At 68.4% G+C, this 24245-nt stretch carries 21 protein-coding genes; 13 read left to right on the forward strand and 8 right to left on the reverse strand.

Translation table 11 applies throughout. From position 1 onward, the window contains the following. Positions 1-19 precede the first annotated feature (19 nt). From ACXJLU_RS15635 to ACXJLU_RS15670, 8 genes are all read right to left on the reverse strand, one after another. The gene (locus ACXJLU_RS15635; RefSeq protein ID WP_457332425.1) at positions 20-724 is read right to left on the reverse strand and encodes an ABC transporter ATP-binding protein; all 705 of its coding nucleotides are present in this window, start codon (positions 722-724) and stop codon (positions 20-22) included. Then, a complete protein-coding gene (locus ACXJLU_RS15640) occupies positions 724-1437 on the reverse strand; it encodes an ABC transporter ATP-binding protein (RefSeq protein WP_457332427.1) in 714 nt (237 codons plus the stop codon). Before ACXJLU_RS15640 ends, ACXJLU_RS15635 begins: the two co-directional genes overlap by 1 nt. Further along, positions 1434-2429, reverse strand: a complete 996-nt coding sequence (locus ACXJLU_RS15645; protein WP_073466368.1) for a branched-chain amino acid ABC transporter permease — start codon at positions 2427-2429, stop codon at positions 1434-1436. The genes ACXJLU_RS15640 and ACXJLU_RS15645 overlap by 4 nt, the downstream gene beginning before the upstream one ends. Next, positions 2426-3292 carry a branched-chain amino acid ABC transporter permease gene (locus ACXJLU_RS15650; protein WP_457332429.1) on the reverse strand — a complete coding sequence of 289 codons (867 nt, stop codon included), beginning with the start codon at positions 3290-3292 and terminating at the stop codon, positions 2426-2428. The genes ACXJLU_RS15645 and ACXJLU_RS15650 overlap by 4 nt, the downstream gene beginning before the upstream one ends. Before the next feature lie 22 nt (positions 3293-3314). After that, positions 3315-4610 (reverse strand): ABC transporter substrate-binding protein, encoded by a 1296-nt coding sequence (locus ACXJLU_RS15655; RefSeq protein ID WP_457332431.1) that lies wholly within the window; start codon positions 4608-4610, stop codon positions 3315-3317. A gap of 39 nt (positions 4611-4649) precedes the next feature. Beyond that, a complete protein-coding gene (locus tag ACXJLU_RS15660; RefSeq protein WP_457332433.1) occupies positions 4650-5444 on the reverse strand; it encodes a putative hydro-lyase in 795 nt (264 codons plus the stop codon). 125 nt (positions 5445-5569) lie between these two features. After that, positions 5570-6499, reverse strand: coding sequence for a LysR family transcriptional regulator (locus tag ACXJLU_RS15665; protein ID WP_457332435.1), 930 nt, complete (start codon positions 6497-6499; stop codon positions 5570-5572). Between the two features lie 56 nt (positions 6500-6555). Further along, the gene (locus tag ACXJLU_RS15670; RefSeq protein WP_457332437.1) at positions 6556-7662 is read right to left on the reverse strand and encodes a PDDEXK nuclease domain-containing protein; all 1107 of its coding nucleotides are present in this window, start codon (positions 7660-7662) and stop codon (positions 6556-6558) included. A 199-nt stretch (positions 7663-7861) separates the two neighbouring features. Here ACXJLU_RS15670 and ACXJLU_RS15675 point away from each other — a divergent pair, with 199 nt between their 5' ends. The 13 genes from ACXJLU_RS15675 to ACXJLU_RS15735 all read left to right on the forward strand — a co-directional run bounded on the left by ACXJLU_RS15675 (position 7862) and on the right by ACXJLU_RS15735 (position 24162). Then, positions 7862-8836, forward strand: coding sequence for a TRAP transporter substrate-binding protein (locus tag ACXJLU_RS15675; protein WP_073466379.1), 975 nt, complete (start codon positions 7862-7864; stop codon positions 8834-8836). Between the two features lie 8 nt (positions 8837-8844). After that, a complete protein-coding gene (locus ACXJLU_RS15680; RefSeq protein ID WP_073466435.1) occupies positions 8845-9354 on the forward strand; it encodes a TRAP transporter small permease in 510 nt (169 codons plus the stop codon). After that, a complete protein-coding gene (locus ACXJLU_RS15685) occupies positions 9347-10648 on the forward strand; it encodes a TRAP transporter large permease (protein WP_457332439.1) in 1302 nt (433 codons plus the stop codon). Before ACXJLU_RS15680 ends, ACXJLU_RS15685 begins: the two co-directional genes overlap by 8 nt. 154 nt (positions 10649-10802) lie before the next feature. Further along, complete coding sequence (locus tag ACXJLU_RS15690) at positions 10803-13361, forward strand: GspE/PulE family protein (RefSeq protein WP_489742157.1); 2559 nt, start codon at positions 10803-10805, stop codon at positions 13359-13361. 37 nt (positions 13362-13398) lie between these two features. Continuing rightward, entirely contained in the window at positions 13399-15135 is a 1737-nt protein-coding gene (locus tag ACXJLU_RS15695; protein ID WP_457332441.1) for a GspE/PulE family protein, read from the forward strand. A 14-nt stretch (positions 15136-15149) separates the two neighbouring features. Then, positions 15150-16385, forward strand: coding sequence for a type II secretion system F family protein (locus ACXJLU_RS15700; RefSeq protein ID WP_457332443.1), 1236 nt, complete (start codon positions 15150-15152; stop codon positions 16383-16385). 44 nt (positions 16386-16429) lie between these two features. Next, positions 16430-17011 carry a type IV pilus modification PilV family protein gene (locus ACXJLU_RS15705; RefSeq protein ID WP_457332445.1) on the forward strand — a complete coding sequence of 194 codons (582 nt, stop codon included), beginning with the start codon at positions 16430-16432 and terminating at the stop codon, positions 17009-17011. Then, positions 16989-17828, forward strand: coding sequence for a PulJ/GspJ family protein (locus ACXJLU_RS15710; RefSeq protein WP_457332447.1), 840 nt, complete (start codon positions 16989-16991; stop codon positions 17826-17828). Before ACXJLU_RS15705 ends, ACXJLU_RS15710 begins: the two co-directional genes overlap by 23 nt. 49 nt (positions 17829-17877) lie before the next feature. After that, complete coding sequence (locus ACXJLU_RS15715; RefSeq protein WP_457332449.1) at positions 17878-18285, forward strand: agglutinin biogenesis protein MshP; 408 nt, start codon at positions 17878-17880, stop codon at positions 18283-18285. Then, complete coding sequence (locus tag ACXJLU_RS15720; RefSeq protein ID WP_457332451.1) at positions 18282-21839, forward strand: PA14 domain-containing protein; 3558 nt, start codon at positions 18282-18284, stop codon at positions 21837-21839. The genes ACXJLU_RS15715 and ACXJLU_RS15720 overlap by 4 nt, the downstream gene beginning before the upstream one ends. 1 nt (position 21840) lies before the next feature. Continuing rightward, the gene (locus tag ACXJLU_RS15725; RefSeq protein WP_457332453.1) at positions 21841-22893 is read left to right on the forward strand and encodes a hypothetical protein; all 1053 of its coding nucleotides are present in this window, start codon (positions 21841-21843) and stop codon (positions 22891-22893) included. 13 nt (positions 22894-22906) lie between these two features. Next, positions 22907-23509, forward strand: coding sequence for a PilN domain-containing protein (locus ACXJLU_RS15730; protein ID WP_457332455.1), 603 nt, complete (start codon positions 22907-22909; stop codon positions 23507-23509). After that, the gene (locus ACXJLU_RS15735; protein WP_457332457.1) at positions 23506-24162 is read left to right on the forward strand and encodes a hypothetical protein; all 657 of its coding nucleotides are present in this window, start codon (positions 23506-23508) and stop codon (positions 24160-24162) included. The genes ACXJLU_RS15730 and ACXJLU_RS15735 overlap by 4 nt, the downstream gene beginning before the upstream one ends. Positions 24163-24245: the final 83 nt, after the last annotated feature.

Consider the following 24245-nt stretch of genomic DNA (forward strand, 5'->3'; position numbering starts at 1 on the left):
TGTCCCGTGCCGGGGATCATCACAACCCTAGATAGGCCTTCTTGACGTCGTCGTTGGCCGCCAGCTCGGCGCCACTGCCCTGCATCACGATGCGCCCGGTCTGGATCACGTAGCCATGGTGCGCGATCGACAAGGCCTTGTGCAGATTCTGCTCGACCAGCAGGATCGTCACGCCGCTCTGGTTCACGCGCTGGATCACCTCCAGCACCTTCGCGACGAACTTCGGCGCAATGCCCCACGACGGCTCGTCCAGCATCAGCAGCTTCGGCTTCGCCATCAGGCCGCGTGCAATCGCGAGCATCTGCTGCTCGCCGCCGCTCATCGTTCCGGCCAGTTGCGTCTCGCGCTCCTTCAGGATCGGGAACAGCGTGAACATCTCGTCGATGCCGGCCGCCATCTCGTGCGCATCGGTGCGGGTGAAGGCGCCGAGCTCCAGGTTGCGCCGCACCGTCAGGCGCGGAAACAGCCGGCGGCCTTCGGGCACCAGCGACAGGCCGAGCGGCACCCGCCGGTGGGCCGGCAGCTCGTGCACCAGACGGCCATCGAAGCGCACGCTTCCGGCATCGACCTTGTTGAGGCCGGCGATCGCGCGCAGCGTGGTCGACTTGCCGTTGCCGTTGCCGCCGACCAGCGCGACGATCCTGCCCTGCGGCACCTCGAGGCTGACGTCAGACAAGGCCAGCACGCCGCCGTAGCTGACGCGCAAGTTGGAAACCTGCAGCATCACTCGTCTCCCAGGTAGGCGTGGATCACGTGCGGGTCGCGCGAGACCTCGGCCGGCGTGCCGTCGGCGATCTTCACACCACGGTCGAGCACGACGATCTTGTCGGCGATCGGCATGATGCCTTCGAGCACGTGCTCGACGATCAGGCACGCGATGCCGCGCTCGCGGATGTTCAGCACCACCCTCACCATCTCGCGCACCTCCGACGGGTTCAGGCCGGCCATCACCTCGTCCATCAGCAGCAGCTTCGGCGCGATGGCCAGCGCGCGCGCCACCGCCAGGCGGCGCTGCTCGCTGATCGTCATGCTGCCGGCGGGTTTGTCGGCGAATTGACCGAGGTTGACGAAGGCCAGCCACTGCAGCGCCTCGGCACGCGCCGCCGAGACGCGGCGCTTGCGCATCAGCGCACCGGCCATCACGTTCTCGCAGGCCGTCATGCTGGTGAAGGTGCGCGCGACCTGGAAGGTGCGGCCGACGCCGGCACGGGCGCAGGCCTCGGGCGGCAGGCCGGAGATGACCTTGCCGTCGAGCCGGATCTCGCCGGCACTCGGCGTGTAGAAGCCGGCCACGCAGTTGAACGCCGTCGTCTTGCCGGCCCCGTTCGGGCCGATCAGCCCGACGATCTGGCCGGCATCGACGCTGAACGAGACGTCCTGGTTGGCCATCAGGCCGCCGAAGCGTTTCGAGACACCTTGAAGTTCGAGCAGACTCACAGCGCCACCTCCACCTTGGCGGCTTCGGCCGCGCGGGCGCGGCGCCGTTGCCGCCATTCGCGGAACCAGCCGATCAGCCCGCTCGGGTAGAACACCGCGATGCCGACGATCAGCGCCGCGTAGATGATGGTGTCGGTGCCGCGGCCGGTGCCGCCGAAGCTGGCGCGCGTGAACTCTTCGATCGTCGTCAGCACCACCGAGCCGACCACCGGCCCGAACAGCGTGCCGACGCCGCCGAGGATGGACACCAGCGCCATCTTGATCGACAGCGCGGTGCTCAGCACCGAGCCCGGGTCGATGTACAGCTCCTTCTGCGCGTACAGGCTGCCGCCGAGCGCGGTGAAGAACGCGCTGAGCGACAGCGCCACCTGCTTGTAGCGCGCGATGTCGATGCCGATGCTGCGCGCGGCATCGGGCTCGTCCTTGATCGCCCGCAGGTAGTAGCCGATGTGGCTGCGCTCCACCGCCCAGGTGGCCCCCAGCGTCAGCGTCAGCAGCCCGAGCGCGATCCAGTAGTACGGCGCCTTGTCGGCGAACACCATCGTGGCCCAGCCCCGCTGGTCCATCGGGATTGTCAGGCCGACCGCGCTGCCGGCGTATTCCCAGTTGGTGAACACGATCTGCACGATCTCGGCGACCGCGATGGTCGCCATCGCGAAGTAGTGGCCCTTCAGCCGGAAGCACGACCAGCCGAAGCCGAGGCTCAGCAGCGCCGCAACCACGCCGCCGAGCAGCATGCCGAGCCACGGGTTGACGCCGAAGTTCAGCAGCAGCAGCGTCGAGGTGTAGGCGCCGAGCCCGTAGAACGCCGCGTGGCCGAGCGAGACCTGGCCGGCATAGCCGCCGAGCAGGTTCCACGCAACGCCGAGCTGCGCGGCCATCAGCACCAGGATCGCGAGGTTCAGGTGCGAGGGGCTGTGCGTGACGAACGGCAGCAGGACGGCCGCGGCCGCCAGTGCCATGAGTGCGAGGGTCTTCGTAGATGGCTTCATGCTTTCCCCATCAGGCCCTGCGGCCGGAACATCAACACCGCGAGGAACAGCACCAGCACGACGGCGGTCTTGTACTGCGGCCCGAGCAGCAGCCCGCCCATCACCTCGATCACGCCGACCAGGATGCCGGCCCAGAACGCGCCGGTCACGCTGCCGAAACCGCCGAGGTTGACGACGACGAAGGCGAGCAGGATGAAGTTGGCGCCGACCTCCGGGAAGATCGGGAAGAAGGTCGCGAGCAGCACCCCGGCCGCACCTGCGCAGGCCGCGCCGATGCCCCAGGCGAGCGCGAACATGCGGTGCGAATCGATGCCCATCAGCTGCGCGGCCTCCTTGTCGGCGGCGGTGGCTTCGAGCGCCGCGCCGAGCCGGGTGCGCGTCAGGAAGAAGTGCACCAGCGCGGTGACCACGATCGCGCCGAGCCCCGCCACCAGCTGCGGCCGGCCGAGCTGGATGCCGGCCAGCTTGACGCTGCCGCTGACCCACGAACCCTCGATCGAGCGGAAGTCGGGCTTCCACAGGAACTGCGCGACGCCGCGCAACAGGATCATCAGCCCGAAGGTGGTGAAGATCTGGCTGAGCATCGGCGCATCGGTGATGCGGCGGATCACCAGCTTGTAGAGCAGCACGCCGAACGCGAACAGCATCAGCACCGTGAGCGGCAGCGTCAGCAGCGGGTCGAGCGCGAACAGCGCGAACAGCCAGAAGCTCGCGTACATGCCGAGCATCAGGAACTCGCCGTGCGCGAAGTTCACGATGTCCATCACGCCGAAGATCATCGTGAGGCCGATCGCGACCAACGCATAGATCAGCCCGATCAACACGCCGGACGCGAGGGTCTGGAGCAGGATTTCTGCGGTCATGATGGAGGTCCCGTGGGCCTGGTTACTTGCGCTGGTCCCACTTCGGCATCGGCCACGTGACCTCGCGCGTCGCCAGGTTGAACGGGTACACCGTGTTGTACTTGCCGTCGATGATCTGCACCAGGATGCCGCGGCCCAGCGTGTTCTGGCCGGTGCTGTCGAACTTGACGCCCTTCCACGGCATGATCAGGTTCTCGGCGCGCAGGTCGGTTTCCGACAGTGCCTTGCGGATCGCTTCCGGCTCGGTGGAGGCGGCGCGGTTGATCGCATCGGCCAGCACCATCAGCCCGGTGAAGGTGCGCGACGAGTTGCCGGTGAAGTTGGCCTTGTAGCGCGCGAGGAACAGGTCGTTGACCTGCTTGATCAGCGGGTTGCGCGTGGCCAGGTCGAGCGCCCACACCTCGCGCGTGATCACGTACTCGGCGTCCTTGCCCAGCGTCTTGATGAACTCGGTGTCGGTGAAGCCGGCGTTGTTCGCGAGGATCATGTCCGGCGAGAAGCCCAGCTCCTTGTAGGTCTTCATCGACAGCAGCGCGTCACCCAGGTACGACGACTGCATCACCAGCGACGGGTTGGCCGCCTTCAGCGTCTGCACTTCCGACGTGAGCTGCGTGCTCTTGGCCGGGTAGGTGACCTGCTTGACCAGGTTGTAGCCCTTCTCGGGCGCGAGCCTGGCCTGCAGCTTGGTGGTCTCGTTGCCCCACAGCGTGTTCTCGTTGAAGGTCGCGATCGCGCCGATCTTGAAGTTCTTCTTTGCCTCCAGCTCCTTCAGGAAGTCGAAGAAGTTGTGCACGAACAGGTCGTCATGCGGCGTGGTGCGGAAGAACCACTTGAAGTTGCGCGCCGTCAGCGAGGCCGACGACGACTCCGGGTTCAGGAAGGGCACGCCGTAGCGCTCGGCCACCTGGCTCGCGGTGGCGGTGACGTTGCTGTTGTAGGCGCCGACGAGCGCGACCACCTTTTCCTGCGTGATCAGCCGCTCGGCCTCGGTCGCGCCGGTCTGCGGGTTGCCCTGGTGGTCGGCGAACACCAGCTTGATCTTCGCGCCCTTCAGCTTCGGCAGGCCACCGCCGGCGGCGAACGGCAGGTCGGCGATGCCCTTCGCCCCGTTGTTGATGATGTCGGCGGCCAGCTCCAGCGCGTTCTTCAGCTCGGCGCCGGTCGACGCGGCCGGGCCGGTCAGCGGGTAGATCACGCCGATCTTCACCTCGGCCGATTGCGCGCGCGCGCCGGTGCCGAAACCCAGACCGAACAAGGTGGCGCCCAGCGCCTGGAGAACGCTTCTGCGCGGTTGCGGACGCGGTTGCGAATGTTGCATGGGGACTGCTCCTGGTAGGGATGAAGAAAGAACGGGAACTCAGAGACTGGCGATGTGCGTGTTCAAGAGATCGGTGATCAGCATCGCGCCGGGTGCGTGCGTGATGCAGAACTCAGGGCGGGCCTGCGTGATCGCGGCCTGCGGCGTCACGCCGCAGGCCCAGAACACCGGCAGCTCGCCGGGCAGCACGTCGACGGCATCGCCGTAGTCGGGGCGGGTGATGTCGGCGATGCCGATCTGCGCCGGGTCGCCCAGGTGCACCGGCGCGCCGTGCACCGACGGGAAGCGCGAGGTGACCTGCACCGCGCGGATCGCGTCGGCCGCGGTCAGCGGACGCATCGACACCACCATCGGCCCATGGAACGGCCCGGCCGCCACGGTGGGGATATTCGTGCGGTACATCGCGACGTTGCGGTTCTGCGCGACGTGGCGCAGCGGCACGCCGGCATCGAGCAGCGCCTGCTCGAACGAGAACGAGCAGCCGATCACGAAGCTGACCAGGTCGTCGCGCCACAGCGTGGTGATGTCGGCGACCTCGTCGACCAGCTCGCCATGGCGCCACACGCGGTAGCGCGGCACGTCGCTGCGGATGTCGATGTCGTGGCCCAGCGTCGGCAGCATCGGGTCGCCGGGTTCGGAAACGGCCAGCACCGGGCACGGCTTCGGGTTGCGTTGGCAGAAGCGCAGGAAGTCGTTCGCGAGGGCCTGCGGCAGGACCACCAGGTTGCCTTGCACATGGTCGTCGGCCAGGCCGCTGGTGTGGGTGGCGTGGCGGCCGGCGCGGATCTCGGCGCGGGCTCGCGATGCACTGGAGGACTTCTGTTCAGGCTTCATGACAAGACCCTGGCGGCAGGTGGGTTTGCGAATGGGGCGGATTGTGTTGGCCTCGGGCACGCCGCCGCAAACAAGAAATTTTTTTCTCAGCTCATCGATTTTTTCGATGAGCCAACTTGGGGTTTTCACCCATTTTTGGTGCGCTTCCTGGGGGCCTTCACTCCGGTCTTCGGCACGCCGATGTAGTCGAACACGGCGTCCAGCACGTCGATCGCGACCGACGAAGTCGGGTCGTCGCGCCAGCTCGCATGCACCGGCAAGGGGAGCAGCGGCACCTCGCAGGCCAGCGGCTTGATCGGCAGGCGCTCGGCGAGCCGCAGCACCGCGGCCAGCGGCAGCGTCGCGATGCCGATGCCGCCCTCCACCAGCTGCACCATCGCCGAGATCGACGAGATGGCGTGGACCCGCCGCGGCTCCAGCCCGGCCTCGCGGAACAGGTCGAGCAGCGCGACGTGCGGTTGCGAGCCGCGCTGGAAGGTCAGCAGCTCCAGCTGCGCCAGGTCGGCAAGCGCGTAGCGGCGCTTGCGGTGCAGGTCCTTGTGGCCGACGAACACCATCTCCATCGGCGGCAGCGCGCGGCTGCGCAGGTTCTCGCCGGAGGTCGGCAGCGCGGCGAAGGCGAGGTCGAGCGCGCCGCGCTGCACCTGGTCGACCAGCACCGGCGTGGTTTCGACCGTCAGCTCGAGCGCGAAATCGGGGTTGGTGCTGCGCATGTGCTGCACCCAGTCGATCAGCCAGGAGTGCAGCACCGATTCGATGACGCCGATGCGCAGCGAGACGGTGCGCTGCGTGCCGCCCGCGCCGGCGCCCATCTCGGCCTTGATCTCGCGGTGCAGCGCGAGCAGGCGCTGCGCATGCGTGAAGAAGCGCAAGCCCCCGACGGTCAGGCGGAACTGCTTGTCGCGCCGGTCCAGCAGCAGCACGCCCAACTCTTCCTCCAGCGCGGCGATACGGCTGGACATCGCCGATTGCGTGATGAACAGCTTTTCGGCGGCGCGCGAGACGCTCTTCAGCGTGACGACCCAGTAGAAGGCTTCGACGAAACGGTGGTTCATGGGCGAAGGAACGCTGCGGCGAAAGAAAGCATTGTCCTCAGAAGAGACGTCGTCCTTCAGGATTTCCAGGATGGGGCATCACGTCCGCTCTCGCCGACGGCACCCAGTTCACGCTCGATCTGCTCCACGCTGGGGAGGCTGGTCCGCAGATCGGCCGGCAGCGCTTCGACCAGTTGATACTCGGCCACCCCGATGGGCCTGTTCGAGTCGCGCAGGGCGTACTCAGCGACCACTCGATTCTTGGTACGGCACAGCAGAAGGCCGATGGTCGGTCCGTCATGCTCCGACTTGAACTGGGCATCAACCGCCGAAAGATAGAAGCCCAACTGTCCGGCGTGCTCAGGCTTGAAGGCGCCGGCCTTGAGTTCCACCACCACGTAGCTGTGCAATTTGAGGTGGTAGAACAACAGGTCGACGTAGAAATCCTCGCCACCCACTTCAAGATGCAGTTGACGCCCGACAAAGGCGAAACCCGCCCCGAGTTCCAGCAAGAAGCGTGAGATGTGCTGGACAAGGGCCTGTTCGATCGAGCGCTCGTCCGCCTCCTTGCCCACCTCCAGAAAATCGAAGAGGTAGGGGTCTTTCAATGCGTGGCGCGCCAAGTCGGACTGAGGGGGCGGCAATGCGGATCCGAAATTGGTGACAGCTTGACCTTCGCGAGCCAGCGCATTGCCGTCGATCTGCATCGTCAGGACGTTGCGCGACCATCCTTGCTCGATGGCACGCTGCGCGTACCGCAGCCGAGTAGGTTGGTCTTTCAGTTTGCTCAGCAGCACGAGGTTGTGGCCCCACGGCAATTGTCCAACAAGCTGTTGGACAATTTGGCCGTCACGCCAAGCGTCGGCGAACGCTCGCATGTACATCAGGTTGGCACGTGAGAAGCCCTTCATCTGGGGAAAGGCATTGTGCAGATCGTGGGCGAGCCGGTCGATGACCTTGGCACCCCATCCCTGGTGGGCTTGGCGAGCAAGAATGTCGCGACCGATCTGCCAGTACAACAACACAAGTTCCTGGTTTGCTGCCACCACGGTCCGCTGCTGCGCCGTCTGTATGCGCGCCTTCAACTCGATGAACCAATCCACATAGCCTGCAGGTGGCTCAACGAATGACGAGGGAACCTGCTCGATGGCAGGCGCGCTGCCGGAAGGAGACTTGCTTGCCATGCCGTGAGCTCTTGGGGTCGATTGATTGGCCCCAACAGCCCGGGCACGTCGCGCGATCCTAGGAAAACAAAAGGCCTTTCGGCTCCTCACTTTCTACACAGTCCGTCCGTGGAACAGAGCTTGCTAAGCGTAGAAGCCCGTATGGTCGCGCAGCAGCAAGCTGCTTAACCTAGCGGGCATCAACCTCTGGAGTCTCCCGATGAGCGTGCGTCTTCCGCTGCTGGCTTGCGTGTTCTCCGCTGCCCTGTCCCTCCCGGCCGCGGCCCAGACCAAATGGGACCTGCCGGCCGCCTACCCGGCCAGCAACTTCCACACCGAGAACCTGACCCAGTTCGCCGCCGATGTCGACAAGGCCACAGCCGGCAAGCTGAAGATCACCGTGCATGCCAATGCCTCGCTGTTCAAGGCGCCCGAGATCAAGCGCGCGGTGCAGGGCGGCCAGGCGCAGATCGGCGAGATCCTGCTGGTCAACTACCAGAACGAGTGGCAGATCTTCGGTGCCGACGGCCTGCCCTTCCTCGCCGACAGCTACGACGAATCGGCCAAGCTCTACAAGGCGCAGAAGCCGGTGCTCGACAAGAAGCTCGCCGAGCAGGGAATGATGCTGCTCTACGCGGTGGCCTGGCCGCCGCAGGGCATCTACGTCAAGAAGCCGATCAACTCGGCCGCCGACCTGAAGGGCGTCAAGTGGCGCGCCTACAGCCCGGCCACCTCGCGCATCGCCGAGCTCGTCAACGCGCAGCCGGTCACGGTGCAGGCGGCCGAGCTGTCGCAGGCCATGGCCACCGGCGTGATCGAGTCGTACATGTCGTCCGGCTCGACCGGCTACGACACCAAGACCTACGAGCACATCAAGTACTTCTACGACACCCAGGCCTGGCTGCCGAAGAACGCGGTGCTGGTCAACAAGGCCGCGTTCGACGCGCTCGACAAGCCCACCCAGGCCGCGCTGCTGAAGGCCGGCGCCGACGCCGAGGCGCGCGGCTGGGCGCTGTCGAAGAGCAAGAACACCGAGTACCTCGAGCTGCTGAAGAAGAACGGCATGACCATCCTGCCGCCGTCCGCGCAACTCAAGTCCGACCTGAAGAAGGTCGGCGACACGATGCTGCAGGAGTGGCTGCAGAAGGCCGGCCCCGAAGGCCAGGCCATCGTCGACGCCTACCGCAAGCCGTGAGCGCGGCGCTGCGCCGCGGGCTGGACGCGCTGTACGACGCCAGCGCCGCGCTCGCCGCGGTCTTCATGGTCGGGCTGCTGCTGGCCGTGCTGCTGTCGATCGTCAGCCGGCAGCTGCACTTCAACGTGCCGGGCGTCGACAGCTACGCCGGCTACCTGATGGCCGCCACCGGCTTCCTCGCGCTCGCCCACACGCTGAAGCAGGGCGAGCACATCCGCGTGACGCTGCTGCTCAATGCGCTGAAGGGCGCAGCGCGCCGGCGCCTGGAGCTGTGGGCGCTGGGCGCCGCGAGCGCGCTGGCGCTGATGGCGGCGTTCTACGCCTGCAAGCTGGTCTGGCAGTCGTACGTGTTCCACGACATCTCGACCGGCAACGACGCGATGCCGCTGTGGATCCCGCAGCTGAGCATGGCCGCCGGCAGCGTGGTGCTCGCGGTCGCGTTCGTCGACGAGCTGGTGCTGGAAATCCTCGGCCGGCGCGTGGTGCCGGTGTCCGAAGAGGCGAGCCGCAATGAATGACCTGATGGTGACGACGCTGCTGATCGCGTCGCTGTTCCTGATCCTCGGCAGCGGCGTGTGGATCGGGCTGACGCTGTCGGGCGTCGCGTGGATCGGCATGCAGCTGTTCAGCTCGCGGCCGGCGGGCGACGCGATGGCGGTGACGATCTGGGGCTCGGCCTCGAGCTGGACGCTGACCGCGCTGCCGCTGTTCATCTGGATGGGCGAGATCCTGTTCCGCACCCGGCTCAGCCAGGACATGTTCAAGGGCCTCGCGCCGTGGATGCAACGGTTGCCCGGCCGCTTGCTGCACACCAACGTGGTCGGCTGCGCGATCTTCGCGGCGGTGTCGGGCTCGAGCGCGGCCACCTGCGCCACCATCGGCAAGATGAGCCTGCCCGAACTGAAACGCCGCGGCTACCCCGACGCGATGGCGATCGGCTCGCTGGCCGGCGCGGGCACGCTGGGGCTGCTGATCCCGCCGTCGATCATCATGATCGTCTACGGCGTGACGGCCGACGTCTCGATCTCGCAGCTGTTCATCGCCGGCGTGCTGCCGGGCGCGCTGCTGGCGCTGATCTTCTCCGGCTACATCGCGCTGTGGTCGCTGCGCCACCCCGAGCAGATCCCGCCGCCCGACGCGCCGATGAGCCTGCGCGAAAAGCTCGAGGCCTCGCGCAGCCTGATTCCGGTGGTGCTGCTGATCGCCGCGGTGCTGGGCTCGATCTACGCCGGCATCGCCACCGCCACCGAGGCCGCGGGGCTGGGCGTGCTGGGCTCGCTGATCCTGTCGGCGCTGCAAGGCTCGTTGACGTGGAGCACCTTCAAGCAGTCGCTGATGGGCGGCACGCGGCTGTACTGCATGATCGCGCTGATCCTGTCGGGTGCGGCGTTCCTGACGCTCGCGATGGGCTACATCGGCCTGCCGCGCCACCTCGCCGAATGGATCGCGACGCTGGGGCTGAGCCCGTTCGGGCTGATCCTGATGCTGACCGCGTTCTACGTGGTCCTCGGCTGCTTCCTCGACGGCATCTCGATGGTGGTGCTGACGATGGGGGTGATCATGCCGACGGTGCAGAAGGCCGGCATCGACCCGCTGTGGTTCGGCATCTTCATCGTGATCGTCGTCGAGATGGCCCAGGTGACGCCGCCGGTGGGCTTCAACCTGTTCGTGCTGCAGGGCATGACGCGCCGCGAGATCGGCTTCATCGCGAAGACCGCCTTCCCGTTCTTCCTGCTGATGGTGCTGATGGTGGTGCTGCTGTACCTGTTCCCGCAGATCATCACGTTCCTGCCGGACCAGATGAAAAGCTAGTACCTGCTCCCCACGCGGAGATGGCGGCCCAAAGACCGTCAATTCGTCGCTTTGTACAGGGGGTGGTACTTCTACGATGCCAGGGCGGAAAACTGTTCCGCGCCCTGGCGCGCCGGCCTGTCCGCACGCGCCCGTCCTTCAAAGGATGGACCCCGTGTCCGATCTGACGACTCCGCCGAACTGGGTCCTGGACCTGCCGCCCCTCTCGGATCCGCCCGCGCCCGCGCCCGCGCCCGCGCCGGCCGAGAAGGCCCGCCATGAAGGCTTTCGCTGGCCGACGCCGCCGTTCGCCGCCTACCCCGATGCGCTGGAGCAGAACCAGCCGCAGGCCTGCCGCATCGTCGGCCTGAACGACCGCGAGATGAACGGCCGGCTGATCTTCTTCGTGCCGGAAGAGACCGTCGCGCATGTGCAGGTGCCCCCGGCGCGCACGACGATGGCGCTGCGCTTCACGCAGTTCCGCAGCCTGTGCGTCGTCGAGCCGCTGAAGCCCGCCAGCGACGCCAGCGGCGACCCGCACGCCGGCATGCTGGAGCACCGCCCCTCCAGCCGCTACAAGGTGACGCTCAAATCCGCCGCACTGCTCGAAGGCGACACCATCGGCCACGTCGAGACGGCGCACGGCCTGTTCCTGTTCCCGCCGATCGATGCCGAGGGCAGCGTGCAGCGCCTGTTCGTGCCGCGCGACGCCTACCAGAGCTTCGAGATCGGCGAGCGCATCGGCGACCTGCTGGTCGCCGAGAAGATGGCGACGCCACAGCAGGTGGCCCAGGCCGCCGACATGCAGCAGCAGCTGCGCAGCCAGAAGCTCGGCGACATCCTCGTCTCGCGCCAGATCGTCACGCCCAACCAGCTGCTCAGCGCGATCGAACAGCAGGCCAAGATGCCGATGGTGCGCATCGGCGAGGCGCTGACCTCGCTCGGCCTGGTCAGCGAAGAACAGCTGCAGGACGCGCTCTCGCAGCAGAAGAACGACCGCAACGTGCCACTGGGCGAGCTGCTGGTGCGCATGGGCACCGTCTCGCGCGAGGACCTGCAGACGGCGCTCGCCCGCAAGATGGGCTACCCGGTCGTCAACGTCAACGCCTTCCCGGTCGAGCCCGAGGCGCTGCGCAAGCTGCCCTATGCGGCCGCCGCGCGGCTGCAGGTGCTGCCGCTGCTGATCCGCGAAGGCCGGCTGGTGATCGCGATCGACGACCCGGCGCGCCGCCGCAGCGCGGTCGACGAGGTCGAGTTCATGGCACAGATGAAGATCGTGCCGGTGCTCGCGCTCGGCCACTCGGTGGCCGACACCATCTTCGCCGCCTACGAGAAGATCGGCGCCGCCAACCACCAGGCGGCCAACGGCGACTCGCCCGACAAGCCGATCGAGTTCGTCGCCGCCGACACCGGCAAGCTGATGGAGACGCTCGAGAAGGAGCACTCCGGCCTGCCCGGCTTCGAGGACGAGCGGCAGATCGAGCAATCCGACAACTCGCTGGTGCGCCTGATCAACAACATGATCATCGAGGCGCACAAGGAAGGCGTCTCCGACATCCACATCGAGAGCTACCCCGGCCGCGACAAGATCAAGGTCCGCTTCCGCAAGGACGGCACGCTGCGCACCCACCTGGAGCTGCCGCCGAACTACCGCAATGCGTTGATCGCCCGCATCAAGATCATGTGCGACCTCGACATCTCCGAGCGCCGCAAGCCGCAGGACGGCAAGATCAACTTCGCCAAGTTCTCGCCCCAGCACAAGATCGAGCTGCGCGTGGCCACCATCCCGACCAACAGCGGTTTGGAGGACGTGGTGATGCGGATCCTCGCGTCGGCCAAGCCGATCCCGCTCGACAACCTGGGCTTGAGCCCGTGGAACCTGAAGCACCTGAAGGAGGCGATGGAGCGCCCCTACGGGCTGGTGCTGTGCGTCGGCCCGACCGGCTCGGGCAAGACGACCACGCTGCACTCGGCGCTCAGCCACATCAACGTGCCCGAGCGCAAGATCTGGACCGCCGAGGACCCGGTCGAAATCACCCAGCCCGGCCTGCGCCAGGTGCAGGTCAACCCGAAGATCGACTGGACCTTCGCGAAGGCGCTGCGGGCCTTCCTGCGGGCCGACCCGGACGTGATCATGGTCGGTGAAATGCGCGACGGCGAAACCGCCCAGATGGGCGTCGAAGCCTCGCTGACGGGACATCTGGTCCTGTCCACATTGCACACCAACAGCGCGCCGGAGACCGTCACGCGGCTCATCGACATGGGTCTGGACCCGTTCAACTTTGCAGACTCCCTGCTGGGTGTGCTGGCACAACGGTTGGTGAGACGTTTGTGCCCCCACTGCCGTGTGTCAGGGTTGGCATCGACCGAACAAATCGACGAGCTTCTGCACGATTACTTGCATATCTGTCCGCAAGATCACCCTCGGTTCCAACCAGACGTGATCCGAGCAGAATGGACAGAGCGCTTCGGCCAGAACGGCCACTTGATGCACCACCACAGTCCCGGCTGCGACAAATGCGGCGGCACGGGGCAGCGTGGTCGTGCGGGCCTGCACGAGCTGATGATCGTGTCGCGCGAGTTGCGCCGGCTGATCCAGACCAGCGCGCGCGCCGAGCAGCTGCTGCAGTGCGCGCTGCTCGAGGGCATGCGCACGCTGCGCCAGGATGGCATCGAGAAGGTGCTGCAGGGCGTGACCAGCCTGGCCGAGGTGCGGGCGACCAGCAACAGCTGACCCGGTCGCCCACCGGCCGCGGCGGGAGCGCGCGGCCATGAAGCTGATCGCTGCCTCGGCCGGATCGGGCACCGCCGCCGCCGCCCCACGCCGCGACAAGCTGCGCCTGGGCGACGTGCTGCTGGCGCAGCGCCTGATCTCCGAAGAGCAGCTCACGCTGGCCCTCGAACTGCAGAACACCAGCGGCCGCAAGCTCGGCCGCGTGCTGATCGAGCGCGGCGCGCTGACCGAAGAAGCGCTGGCCCATGCACTGGCCCGCCAGTTGCGCGCGCCGGTGGTCAACCTGAACAGCTACCCGCTGAAGGGCGAGCTGGTGCGCCAGCTCGGCGAGGCCGCGGCACGGCGCCACCGCGCGATCGTGCTCGAAGACCGCGGCGACCACCTGCTGGTGGCGTTCTCCGATCCGCTCGACCTGGTGTCGCATGACGACGTCGCGCGGCTGCTCAAGCGCAGCATCCAGGTCGCCGTGGTGCCCGAGAGCCAGCTGACGCCGGCCTTCGACCGCCACTACCGCCGCACCGACGAGATCTCAGGCCTCGCGAAGGCGCTCGAGAAAGACCTCGGCGATGCAGTCGATTTCGGCGCGCTGCAGGAGTCCGTCGGCCAGGAAGGCGCGCCGGTCGTGCGGCTGCTGCAATCGGTGTTCGAGGACGCGATGATGATCGGCGCGTCCGACGTGCACCTCGAGCCGCAGGAGAACGAGCTGCTGATCCGCAGCCGCATCGACGGCGTGCTTCAGACGCAGACGCAGGCCGACAAGCGCATCGCCGGGGCGCTGACGCAGCGCCTGAAGCTGATGGCCAACCTCGACATCTCCGAGAAGCGCCTGCCGCAGGACGGCCGCTTCACGCTGCGGCTGCGCGGCCGCACGATCGACGTGCGGCTGTCGACGCTGCCCAGCCAGTACGGCGAATCGGTCGTGATGCGGCTGCTCGGCCAGAGCAGCGAGGTGCGGCGCCTCGACGACATCGGCATGCCGGCCGACATGCTGGCGCGCTTTCGCGAGCTGCTCGGCCGCAGCACCGGCACCGTGCTCGTCACCGGCCCGACCGGCTCGGGCAAGACGACCACGCTGTACGCCGCGCTCGCCGAACTCGACGCGAGCAGCCAGAAGATCATCACCGTCGAAGACCCGGTGGAGTACCGGCTGCCCGGGCTGACGCAGGTGCAGGTCAACGACAAGATCGAACTCACGTTCGCCCGCGTGCTGCGCGCCACGCTGCGCCAGGATCCCGACGTGATCCTGGTCGGCGAGATGCGCGACACCGAGACCGCCGAGATCGGCCTGCGCGCGGCGATCACCGGCCACCTGGTGCTGTCGACGCTGCACACCCGCGACGCCGCGAGCACGCCGTACCGGCTGCTCGACATGGGCGTGCCGGCCTTCATGGTCGCGACCGCGCTGCAGGCGGTGATCGCGCAGCGCCTGGTGCGCCGCAACTGCATCCACTGCACGCGCCCGCACGACGCGTCGCCGCAAGAGGCCGCCTGGCTCGGCCTGATGACCGGCGACAGCGCCCTGCCGACCCAGCGCGGGCGCGGTTGCATGGCCTGCAACGGCACCGGCTACGCCGGCCGGCTCGGCGTCTACGAGATGCTCGAGATGGACGCCACGCTGGCGCAGACCGCCACCCACGGCGACCCCGCCACCTTCCTGGCCGCGGCGCGCGCACGCATGCACGACCGCACGCTCGCGCACCGGGCCGCCGACCTGGTGCGTGCCGGCCAGACCTCGATCGCCGAAGCAATGCGGCTGACCAGCGAATTCGACTAGGGCCTGTCAACACCATGGATCGCTTCGACTGGAAGGGACGCAACGCCCGCGGCGAGCTGATCACCGGCACGCTGAACGCAGGCAGCGAGGCGGCGGTCGCCGACCAGTTGCTGGCCGGTGGCGTGACGCCGGTGACCATTGCGCCGAACGGCGACGTCGCGGCACTCGCGCGGCCTGCGTGGTGGCAAGCGCTGCGCAGCCACCCGATCACGCCCGAAGACACGCTGGTGCTGGCGCGCCAGCTGTACTCGCTGCTGCGCGCCGGCGTGCCGCTGCTGCGGGCGCTGGCCGGCCTGCAGGCCTCGGCCGTGAAGCCAGGGCTGGCGCTGATGCTGGCCGACGTGCGCGCCTCGCTCGACCAGGGCCGCGAACTGTCGGTCGCGCTGGCGCGCCATCCGCAGGTGTTCTCGGGCTTCTTCATCGCGATGACGCGGGTCGGCGAAATGACAGGCCGCCTGCCGGAGGTGTTCCAGCGCCTGGCCGAGCACATCGAGTTCGAGATGGACATCCGCGCCCGCATCCGCCAGGCGCTGCGCTACCCGGCGATGGTGGTGGTGGCGATGGGCATCGCGCTGGTGGTCATCAACATCTTCGTGCTGCCGACCTTCGCGACGGTGTTCGCCGGCTTCAAGGCGCAGCTGCCGCTGATGACGCGATTGCTGCTCGGCTTCTCGGCCTTCACGCTTGCGTGGTGGCCGGCGCTGCTGTTCGCGGGCTCGGGCGGCTTCGTCGCGCTGCGCAGCTGGCTGGCCACGCCGGACGGCCGCTACCGCTGGGACCGCGTGAAGCTGCGGCTGCCGATCGCCGGGCCGATCGTGCTGAAGGCCACGCTGGCCCGCTTCGCGCGCAGCTTCGCGCTGGCATCGCGCAGCGGCATTCCGCTCAGCCAGGCGATGACGGTGGTCGCGCAGACCGTCGACAACGCCTGGATCGCGAGCCGCATCGAGCAGATGCGCGACGGCGTCGAGCGCGGCGGCAGCCTGTCGCGCTGCGCGGCGGCCGCCGGCATCTTCACGCCGGTGGTGCTGCAGATGATCGCGGTCGGCGAGGAAACCGGCGAACTCGACACGCTGCTGGTCGAGATCGCCGGCATGTACGAGCGCGAGACCGCCTACGGCATCCAGGGCCTGGCCGCCGCGATCGAGCCGCTGCTGCTGCTGGTGATCGCCGGGCTGGTGCTGGTGCTGGCGCTCGGCGTCTTCCTGCCGCTGTGGAGCCTCGGGCAGGCGGCGATGGGCCGGGGCGGTTGATCTGTACCCCTCCAGCCGCACCTTGACACCCCGATAAGTCCGTCATGCGCCCCCAGCCATCCCACCCTGCCCGCGAGACCGGCCTGTCGCTGATCGAGCTGGTCGTGTTCATGGTGGTGCTGAGTGCCGCGCTGGCCGGCGTGCTGCGGGTGTTCATCCAGGCCGGCGCGCACAGCGCCGACCCGCTGCAGCGGCGCCAGGCGCTGGCGATCGCCGAATCGCTGCTCGAGGAGATCGAGCTGATGCCGTACACGTACTGCGATCCGGACGATGCGAACGCCGCCGTCGCTGTTACCAGCACCGCGGAATGCGCGGGCCAGGTCGAGGCCATGGGCCCGGAAAGCGGCGAGACCCGCTTCGCGTCGCCGCAGTTCGACAACGTCAACGATTACCACGGCTACGCGATGACCGGCATCGTCGACATCACGAACACACCGATCGCCGCGCTGTCGGGCTATTCGGCCTCGGTGACGGTCGCGGCCGCGGCGCAGGGCAACAGCTTCTACTCGGTGACGGCCGCCGACAACGTGGTGCTGAAGATCACCGTCACCGTCACCAGCCCGGACGGCAACAGCCTGGCCCTCGACGGCTACCGGAGCTTCCATGCGCCGTCGCCTGCGATCTGAAGGCTTCACGCTGGTCGAGGCGGTGGTCGTCATCGCGATCACCGGCGTGCTCGCGGCGATCGTCGCGCGCTTCATCGTGCAGCCGGTCCAGCTCTACCTCGCGACCGTCGCGCGCGCCGCGCTGGTCGACAGCGCCGACCTGGCGCTGCGCCGCATCGAGGCCGACCTGCGCACCGCGCTGCCGAACAGCGTGCGCGTCGCCTCGTCGGGCCGCACGATCGAGCTGATCCCGACCACCGGCGCGGCCCGCTACCGCAGCGAAGGCACCGACCGGCTGGAGTTCGGCACGGTCGACACCTCGTTCGACCTCGTCGGCCCGCCGCTGGTGATGGCGAGCAGCCAGCAGCTGGTGTTCTTCAACCTCGGCAGCGGGGTCCCCGGCTCGGACGCCTACGCTGCGAACGGCAGCGCCACCGAGCAGGCCGCTTCGAACCGGCGCACCGCGACCAACGCCGCCGGCTCGGCCACGGCGATCACGCTGAGTTCGCTGGCCGGTCTGCCGGTGATGGACTTCGCTGCGCCCTACCGGGTGTTCGCGGTCGACACGCCGGTCAGCTACCGCTGCGACCTCACGGCCGGCACGCTGACCCGCCACACCGGCTACGGCTTCCAGGCGAGCCAGCCGGACCCGCCTTCCGGCGGCAGTGCCAGCGTGCTGGCCAGCGGCGTCACCGCCTGCCGGTTCGCCTACGACGCGGCGGCCATCGCGATGAGCAGCGGCCTCGTCAGCCTGCAGTTGACGCTGGCCACCAGCACGCCCTCGGGCACCGAAAGCATCACCCTCCACCACGAGGCCCATGTCACCAATGTGCCATGACCTCGGTCCTCGCAGCCGTCGCCGCCGCGCCCCGCACTCCGGGTTCTCGATGGTGTCGGTGGTGTTCATCCTGGTCGTGCTGGCCGCGCTCGGCGCGGCGATGGCCGCCGTCAGCCAGCGCCAGCACCTGGCCGCCGCGAGCGACCTGCAGGCCGCGCGCGCCTACCAGGCGGCGCGTGCCGGGCTCGAATGGTGGGCCTACTGGCAGAGCAAGGTGGGCGGTGCGACCGGCGCCTGCATGGCCACCAACAGCATCGTGCCCGGCGGCAACCTGGCCGGCTTCACCGTCACGCTGAGGTGCACCCGCGCGCAGGGCACCGACGGCAGCACCACGCTGACGTTCTGGACCCTGGTCGCCAACGCCTGCAACGCGCCGAGCAGTGGCGCCTGCCCAGCCACCGGCAGCGTGGATGCGACGTATGTCGAGCGCCAGATCACGTGGACGCTGACCGAATGAAGACGCCGCTGCACCTCGTGGTCCTGCTGGCGCTGGGGTGCGCCAGCCTGCCGTCGGCGGCCGCCGAAGTGCGCGGCGTGCGGGCCGAGTACTTCAACATGTACCACGCCGACACGACGTTTCCGACCACGCAGGCGGTGGTGGACCGCATCGAGGACAACATCAATGTCAGCGCCCTCTCGGGCTCGCCGGCGCCCAACATCAATGCAACCAACCACCTGGTGCGCTACACCGGGTTCGTGCTGGTGCCCAGCAACGGCACCTACACCTTCGAGTCGAGGAACGATGACGGCGCGCGACTGTATGTCGATTGCGACCAGAGCGGCGACTTCCAGTCCGGCGAATTGCTGGTCGACGACTGGGGCGTCCATTCGAGCCCCTCCGTCAGCAGCGGCAGTTGCTCCAACCTGGTCGCGGGGCAACGCTACGCATTTCGCTACGAGTTCCTCAAGTACTCGGGCACCGCGACCGCGATGCTGAAATGGCGCGGCCCGTCGCCGCTCACGTCGACCGCGGTGGTCATCCCGAAGAGCGACGGCAGCATGGGCCTCACGACCAACGTGACGGACAGCAGTGCCCCGGCGATCACATCGGCCGACGTCCGCTGCGGCGCCACCACCTCGGTGGAGGTGGTCTTCTCCGAGCAGCTCGACAGCAGCTCCGCCCAGACCGCCGGCAACTACAGCCTGAGCGGCGGCTACGGCGTCACGGCCGCCGCGCTGCAGCCCGACCGCAAGACCGTGTGGCTCACGGTGTCGCCTGCGATCACCGGGGCGTCCGTGCTCACCGTCAGCAATGTCGGCGATGTGGCCACGCCGATGAACGCGATCACCGGCAGTGCGTCGGCCGGCGTCGGCTACTCGACCGGGATCGCCAGCGGACTGAACGCCACCTACTACGACCAGCAGGGAAGCACCCCCGGCTCGTACTTCACCGGCACCACCAAGACGACCACGGCCTCCCAGATCAATACCTCCTCGACCACCGCCGTGCCGATCAGCGGCATTCCCGCCACCTACTTCTCGGTGCGCTGGAAGGGCCTCATCCTTTTTTCGACCGCAGGCGACTACACGCTCAAGATCGGCTTCGACGACGGCGGCCACCTGTACCTCAGCGACACGCTGCTGCTGGACGACTGGGCCTCCGGTGCCGACCTGAGCACCACCGTCACGAAGTCGGCGTCGACCTACGCGCCGATCACGGTCGAGCACTACAACGACTCCAGCGTCTACAAGCAAAGACTCACGTGGACGATACCGGGCAGTTCCACCGAGGTCGCGGTGCCGGCCAACCGGCTTTTCCACTGCGTGATGCACGCGGCGGCCCGCTTCACCCTGTCGGCAGCCAGCTCGAACTGCTCCACCTGCGCCGCCACCGAGCTCACGCTCACTGCCGTCGACACCAGCGGCAATACCGTCAACAACTACACCGGCACGGCGACCTTGAGCACGTCCAGCGGCCGTGGCGACTGGAGCGCGGGCGCGAGCCCGGTGCCTTCGGGCACCCTGGACAACGGCACGGCCAACGACGGCGCCGCCACCTACACCTTCGCGCCCGGCGACCTCGGCGTCGTCAAGCTGAAGCTCGGCCACACGCTCGCTCAAGACCTCACCGTGACGGCCAGCGACACGACGATCAGCGGATCGAGCGTCACCTCGGGCACGCTGTCCTTCCGCGACAACGCGTTCTCGTTCGCCGAAGACGCCTCCAACAAGATCAGCGGCAGCGACATCGCGGTCGCCGGCCGCCCGCACGACTACACCGTGTCGCTGATCAAGAAGGACCCGAGCACCGGCAGCTGTGGCGTCGCCACCGATTTCAGCGGCAACCGCGCAGTGAAAATGTGGCGCACCGACAGCGGGGGCAGCTGGACGGCACCCATCGCCAGTCCCAACTCGTTGGTCCTTCCGAACTTGACCGTTCCGTCAGCGCAGCCGTCGTCGAACAACCTGACCTTGGTCTTCGAGTCCGGCGTCGCGAGCGTCAAACTGACAACTTCCGACATCGGCCGATACAGCTTCGACCTGCGCGACGACAGCCTGAGCTACGCCAGCACCTCCGTCATCGGCAGCAGCAACGCGGTGACGGTGCGGCCTTTCGCAATCGTCGTTCAAGGGTTGACACTGGGCGGCAACGGCAACCCCGGCGGCTCGGCAGCCACGGAGGGCGTGTTCGGCAAGGCAGGCAGCAGCTTCCAGGCCACGGTGGGGGCCTATCGCTGGACATCCGCGATGCTGACCAATGGCACCGACGCCAACGACGACGGCGTGCCGGACAGCGGCGCGACGCTTGCGAACACCACCGCCGGCGGGCTCGCACCATCGTTCTCGAGCACCGTCACGCTGTCGCCGCTGGCCGGCAGCCAGACACCGTCGGGCGGCACGCTCGGCACGCTGGGCAACGGCAGCATCACCGGCTTCAGCGGCGGCAGCGCGACAGCGGCCTCGCTGAAGTACGCCGAGGTCGGCAGCTTCGCGCTCGCCACCAGCGGCGTGGTCAGCAACTTCCTCGGCAGCGGCCTGTCGCTGGATGCCACCGTGTTCAACAAGGACAGCGTGCAGTCGACGCGGGTCGGGCGCTTCACGCCGGCGTCCTTCGCGGTCAGTGCCATCTCGCTGACGAATCGGATCAACGTCAGCTGCAGCGCCGCCAAGCCCTTCACCTACCTCGGCGAGAACTTCCAGCTGCAGTTCACGCTGGCCGCCGTCAACGCCGACGGCGCCAACACCCTCAACTACACCGGCAGCTTTGCCAAGCTGGACCCGAGTTCGGCCACTGCATGGAACCTCGGCGGTGCCGATGGCAGCACCAGCTTCCTGAGCACCGGCAGTTCACCGCGCCTGTCGCTCGGCACCGCCGTCGGCAGCTGGAGCAACGGTTTCGCGACGGCCGTGACGCTGTCGGCCGCGGCGTTGCGCAGCAGCGCGCCCGATGGACCGTTCAACGCGCGCTTCGGCATCGCGCCGGTCGACAGCGACGGCATCACGATGGGCAGCTACGACCTGGATGCCGACGGCAGCGTCAGCGGCAACGACCGCAAGCTGCTGACCACCGTGCCGCTGCAGTACGGCCGCCTGAAGCTGTCGAACGCCGTCGGCTCGCAGGGCCGCGTGCTGAACGTGCCGCTGACTGCGCAAACCTGGAGCAGCGGCAGCTTCGCGACGAACACCGACGACCAGTGCACCACGGTGCCGCTGGCGAGCGTGAACTTCGGCAACCACCGCAAGACGCTGACCACAGCCGACACGACGCTGACCAACAGCAGCCTCCAGGTCCAGAACGGCATCGTTTTCCTGAAGCTCGCCGCGCCGTCGGCCGGCCACAGCGGCACGGTCGACGTCGCGCTGAGCCTGGACAGCAGCAGCGCCACCGACACCTCCTGCCTGCAACCGTGGACACCCGCCGCCGGCAAGGCCGCCACGCAGGGCGCCAGCCTCGCCTACCTGCGCGGCGGCTGGTGCGGCGCCACCTACGACAAGGACCCGGCCGCGCGCGCCGCCTTCGGCGTCTTCCACGGCACCGACCGGGTGCTCTACCAACGCGAGAACCCCTGACATGCTCTGGACATGGCGCAAGCCCGCTTCCACCGACTCGATGGCGCTTGCCTTCGAGGGCTCGCAGCTCGTGTTTGCCCACGCAGCCGACGGCGGCAACGCCGCCGCGCCGCGGCGGGTGCTGTATTGCGGCACGCTGCCGTTCGACGCCGATCGGCCGCAGGACCTGGGGCGGCAGCTGCGCGCGCTCGGGCTGCCGATGCGCTCGATCGTCGTGCTGCTGCAGCTCGACCAGTGCCCGCTGCTGCAGATCGACGCCCCCGCGGTGCCGCCAGAGGAGCTCAAAGCGGCCGCGCGCTGGCGCATCAAGGACCTGGTCGACTGCCATGTCGACGACCTGACGCTCGACGTGATGCTGGTCGGCGACGGCCGGCCCCGGGCGCAGAAGCAGGCCTTCGTCGCCGCGACGCCGAACCGCGTCATCGAGCGCATCGCGATCGTCTGCGAATCGGCCGGGCTGCAGCTCGGCGCGATCGACATCCGCGAGACGGCCCAGCGCAACCTGCAGCACGCGATCGGGCGCGCCGCCGGCCGCACCGATCGCGCCCAGGCGCTGCTGATGAAACACGGCGACCAATGCCTGCTGACCATCTGCGCCGAAGGCGAGCTGTTCGTCGCGCGCCGCTTCGACTGGAACGGCGCGATGGCGACGGCCCTGCCGGGTTCGTTCCAGCGGCTGACGCAACCGATCCCGCTCGACGGCGGCGCGGGCGGCGACAGCGACCTGCCGGACTTCATCGACTACGGGGCCGAGTCGGCATTCGATGCCGCTGCCGCCGACGTGCCGCGCATCGTGCTCGACCTGCAACGCTCACTGGATTTGTGGGAGCGCTCGTGGCCCGACCTGCCGCTGGCCGCGATCACCGTCGACGTCGGCGAGAACACGGCCGCGCTGGTCGCATTGCTCGCACGGCAGCTCAGCCTGCCGGTCACGCCCTTCGATCCTCGCCCGGCGTTCGACGGCCTGCAGCAGGCCTGCCGCGGCAACGCCGCGCTGGCGCGCCACTGCCTTCCGCTGCTGGGTGCGCTGCTGCGCGACGGCGCCCCGCTCTGAGCCGAGGTCGACGATGCCCCAACAGATCAACCTCTACCGCCCGGTCCTGCTGGCCACGCATCGCCACTTCTCCGCCCGCACCATCGCGCAATCGCTGGCGGTGGTGGTGGCCGGCACGCTCGCCGCCTGCGCCTGGGCGTCGGTCCAGCGCACCGCGCTGGGCAGCGAGCTGCAGGCCGCCTCGAAACAGCACGCCGCCGAGCGGCAGTCGCTGCAGAACGCGATCGCCGCCAACCCCGCCGCCGCGGTGCAGACCACCAGCCTCGAGCAGAGCCTGCAGGCGCTGAAGCAGCAGGTGGGCGAGCGCGAGCGGACGCTGGCCGAGCTGATGCGCGGCCGCATCGTCGACGGCCGCAGCCACTCGGCGCGGCTGCGCCTGATCGCCCGCACGGTGCCCGCCTCGGCCTGGCTCGAAGACATCGCGCTGCAGGACGAGAAGCTCTCGCTGTCCGGCCGCACGCTCGACCCGGCGGCACTGAAGCCGTGGATCGCCGCGTTGTCCGATGAACCGCTGCTGGCCGGGCAGGCGCTCACCACGCTGAAGGTCGAACAGGCCGGCGACCACTGGCGCTTCATGCTGGTGCAGTCCGGTTTGCCCATCGGGGCGCGGCCATGAAGATCGCCGACACCTGGAAGCGCTGCGCGCGCCGCATCAACGCCTTCGGGCTGCGCGAGCGCTGCATGCTGTTCCTTTCGGCCGCGACGCTGGTGGTGGCCGCGGCCGACAGCCTGCTGCTGTCGCCCGCCATCGCCGAACAGAAGCGGCTGGCCGAAGGCCTGAAGCGCGAACGCACCGAACTGTCCGCGCTGCGCGTGCAGCTGGACACGGCCAACCACGCCGGCGGCGATTCGCCGGTGGCCCGGTTGCGCCGCGAGATCGCGCAGTGGCAGGCGCGGCAGCAGGCGGTCGATGCCGACATTGCGCGCCTGGGCGCCGCGAGCGGCGATCGGCCCACGCTGGCGCAGCTGCTCGAACGCACGCTGGCACGGCACGAGCGGCTGACGCTGCTGAAGATCGCCACCGTTGCTGAAGTGTCGACATCAGTGCCCGCCCCGGCATCCGCCGTGTCGTCCGGCAGCCCGGCGGGCCTGCGCTGGCAGGGCGTCGAACTCGCCGTGAGCGGCAGCTACGCCGACCTGGTGGACTACCTCGCGGCGCTGGAACAGGCCCTGCCCGGCCTGCGCTGGGACACGCTGAAGCTCAGCGGCAGCGCGACGGCCCCGTCGTCGCTCGCGTTGCGCCTGTACCTGGTGGAGGCCGCACCATGAAGCACCTGCTCCTGATCTGCCAACTGGCGCTGGCCGGCCTGGCCGCCGCGGCCGGCGAGCCGCCGCGCGACCCGATGCAGCCG

This window comes from Rhizobacter sp. P5_C2, from assembly GCF_054049715.1.

What these genes read in the sequence shown, in the direction of transcription:
- ACXJLU_RS15650 (WP_457332429.1), bottom strand. Translation starts at nt 3,292, where the DNA reads ATGACCGCAGAAATCCTGCTCCAGACCCTCGCGTCCGGCGTGTTGATC.
- ACXJLU_RS15730 (WP_457332455.1), top strand. Translation starts at nt 22,907, where the DNA reads ATGCCCCAACAGATCAACCTCTACCGCCCGGTCCTGCTGGCCACGCAT.
- ACXJLU_RS15705 (WP_457332445.1), top strand. Translation starts at nt 16,430, where the DNA reads ATGCGCCCCCAGCCATCCCACCCTGCCCGCGAGACCGGCCTGTCGCTG.
- ACXJLU_RS15720 (WP_457332451.1), top strand. Translation starts at nt 18,282, where the DNA reads ATGAAGACGCCGCTGCACCTCGTGGTCCTGCTGGCGCTGGGGTGCGCC.
- ACXJLU_RS15715 (WP_457332449.1), top strand. Translation starts at nt 17,878, where the DNA reads ATGGTGTCGGTGGTGTTCATCCTGGTCGTGCTGGCCGCGCTCGGCGCG.
- ACXJLU_RS15710 (WP_457332447.1), top strand. Translation starts at nt 16,989, where the DNA reads ATGCGCCGTCGCCTGCGATCTGAAGGCTTCACGCTGGTCGAGGCGGTG.
- ACXJLU_RS15665 (WP_457332435.1), bottom strand. Translation starts at nt 6,499, where the DNA reads ATGAACCACCGTTTCGTCGAAGCCTTCTACTGGGTCGTCACGCTGAAG.
- ACXJLU_RS15725 (WP_457332453.1), top strand. Translation starts at nt 21,841, where the DNA reads ATGCTCTGGACATGGCGCAAGCCCGCTTCCACCGACTCGATGGCGCTT.
- ACXJLU_RS15645 (WP_073466368.1), bottom strand. Translation starts at nt 2,429, where the DNA reads ATGAAGCCATCTACGAAGACCCTCGCACTCATGGCACTGGCGGCCGCG.
- ACXJLU_RS15655 (WP_457332431.1), bottom strand. Translation starts at nt 4,610, where the DNA reads ATGCAACATTCGCAACCGCGTCCGCAACCGCGCAGAAGCGTTCTCCAG.
- ACXJLU_RS15695 (WP_457332441.1), top strand. Translation starts at nt 13,399, where the DNA reads ATGAAGCTGATCGCTGCCTCGGCCGGATCGGGCACCGCCGCCGCCGCC.
- ACXJLU_RS15660 (WP_457332433.1), bottom strand. Translation starts at nt 5,444, where the DNA reads ATGAAGCCTGAACAGAAGTCCTCCAGTGCATCGCGAGCCCGCGCCGAG.
- ACXJLU_RS15635 (WP_457332425.1), bottom strand. Translation starts at nt 724, where the DNA reads ATGCTGCAGGTTTCCAACTTGCGCGTCAGCTACGGCGGCGTGCTGGCC.
- ACXJLU_RS15700 (WP_457332443.1), top strand. Translation starts at nt 15,150, where the DNA reads ATGGATCGCTTCGACTGGAAGGGACGCAACGCCCGCGGCGAGCTGATC.
- ACXJLU_RS15670 (WP_457332437.1), bottom strand. Translation starts at nt 7,662, where the DNA reads ATGGCAAGCAAGTCTCCTTCCGGCAGCGCGCCTGCCATCGAGCAGGTT.
- ACXJLU_RS15675 (WP_073466379.1), top strand. Translation starts at nt 7,862, where the DNA reads ATGAGCGTGCGTCTTCCGCTGCTGGCTTGCGTGTTCTCCGCTGCCCTG.
- ACXJLU_RS15735 (WP_457332457.1), top strand. Translation starts at nt 23,506, where the DNA reads ATGAAGATCGCCGACACCTGGAAGCGCTGCGCGCGCCGCATCAACGCC.
- ACXJLU_RS15685 (WP_457332439.1), top strand. Translation starts at nt 9,347, where the DNA reads ATGAATGACCTGATGGTGACGACGCTGCTGATCGCGTCGCTGTTCCTG.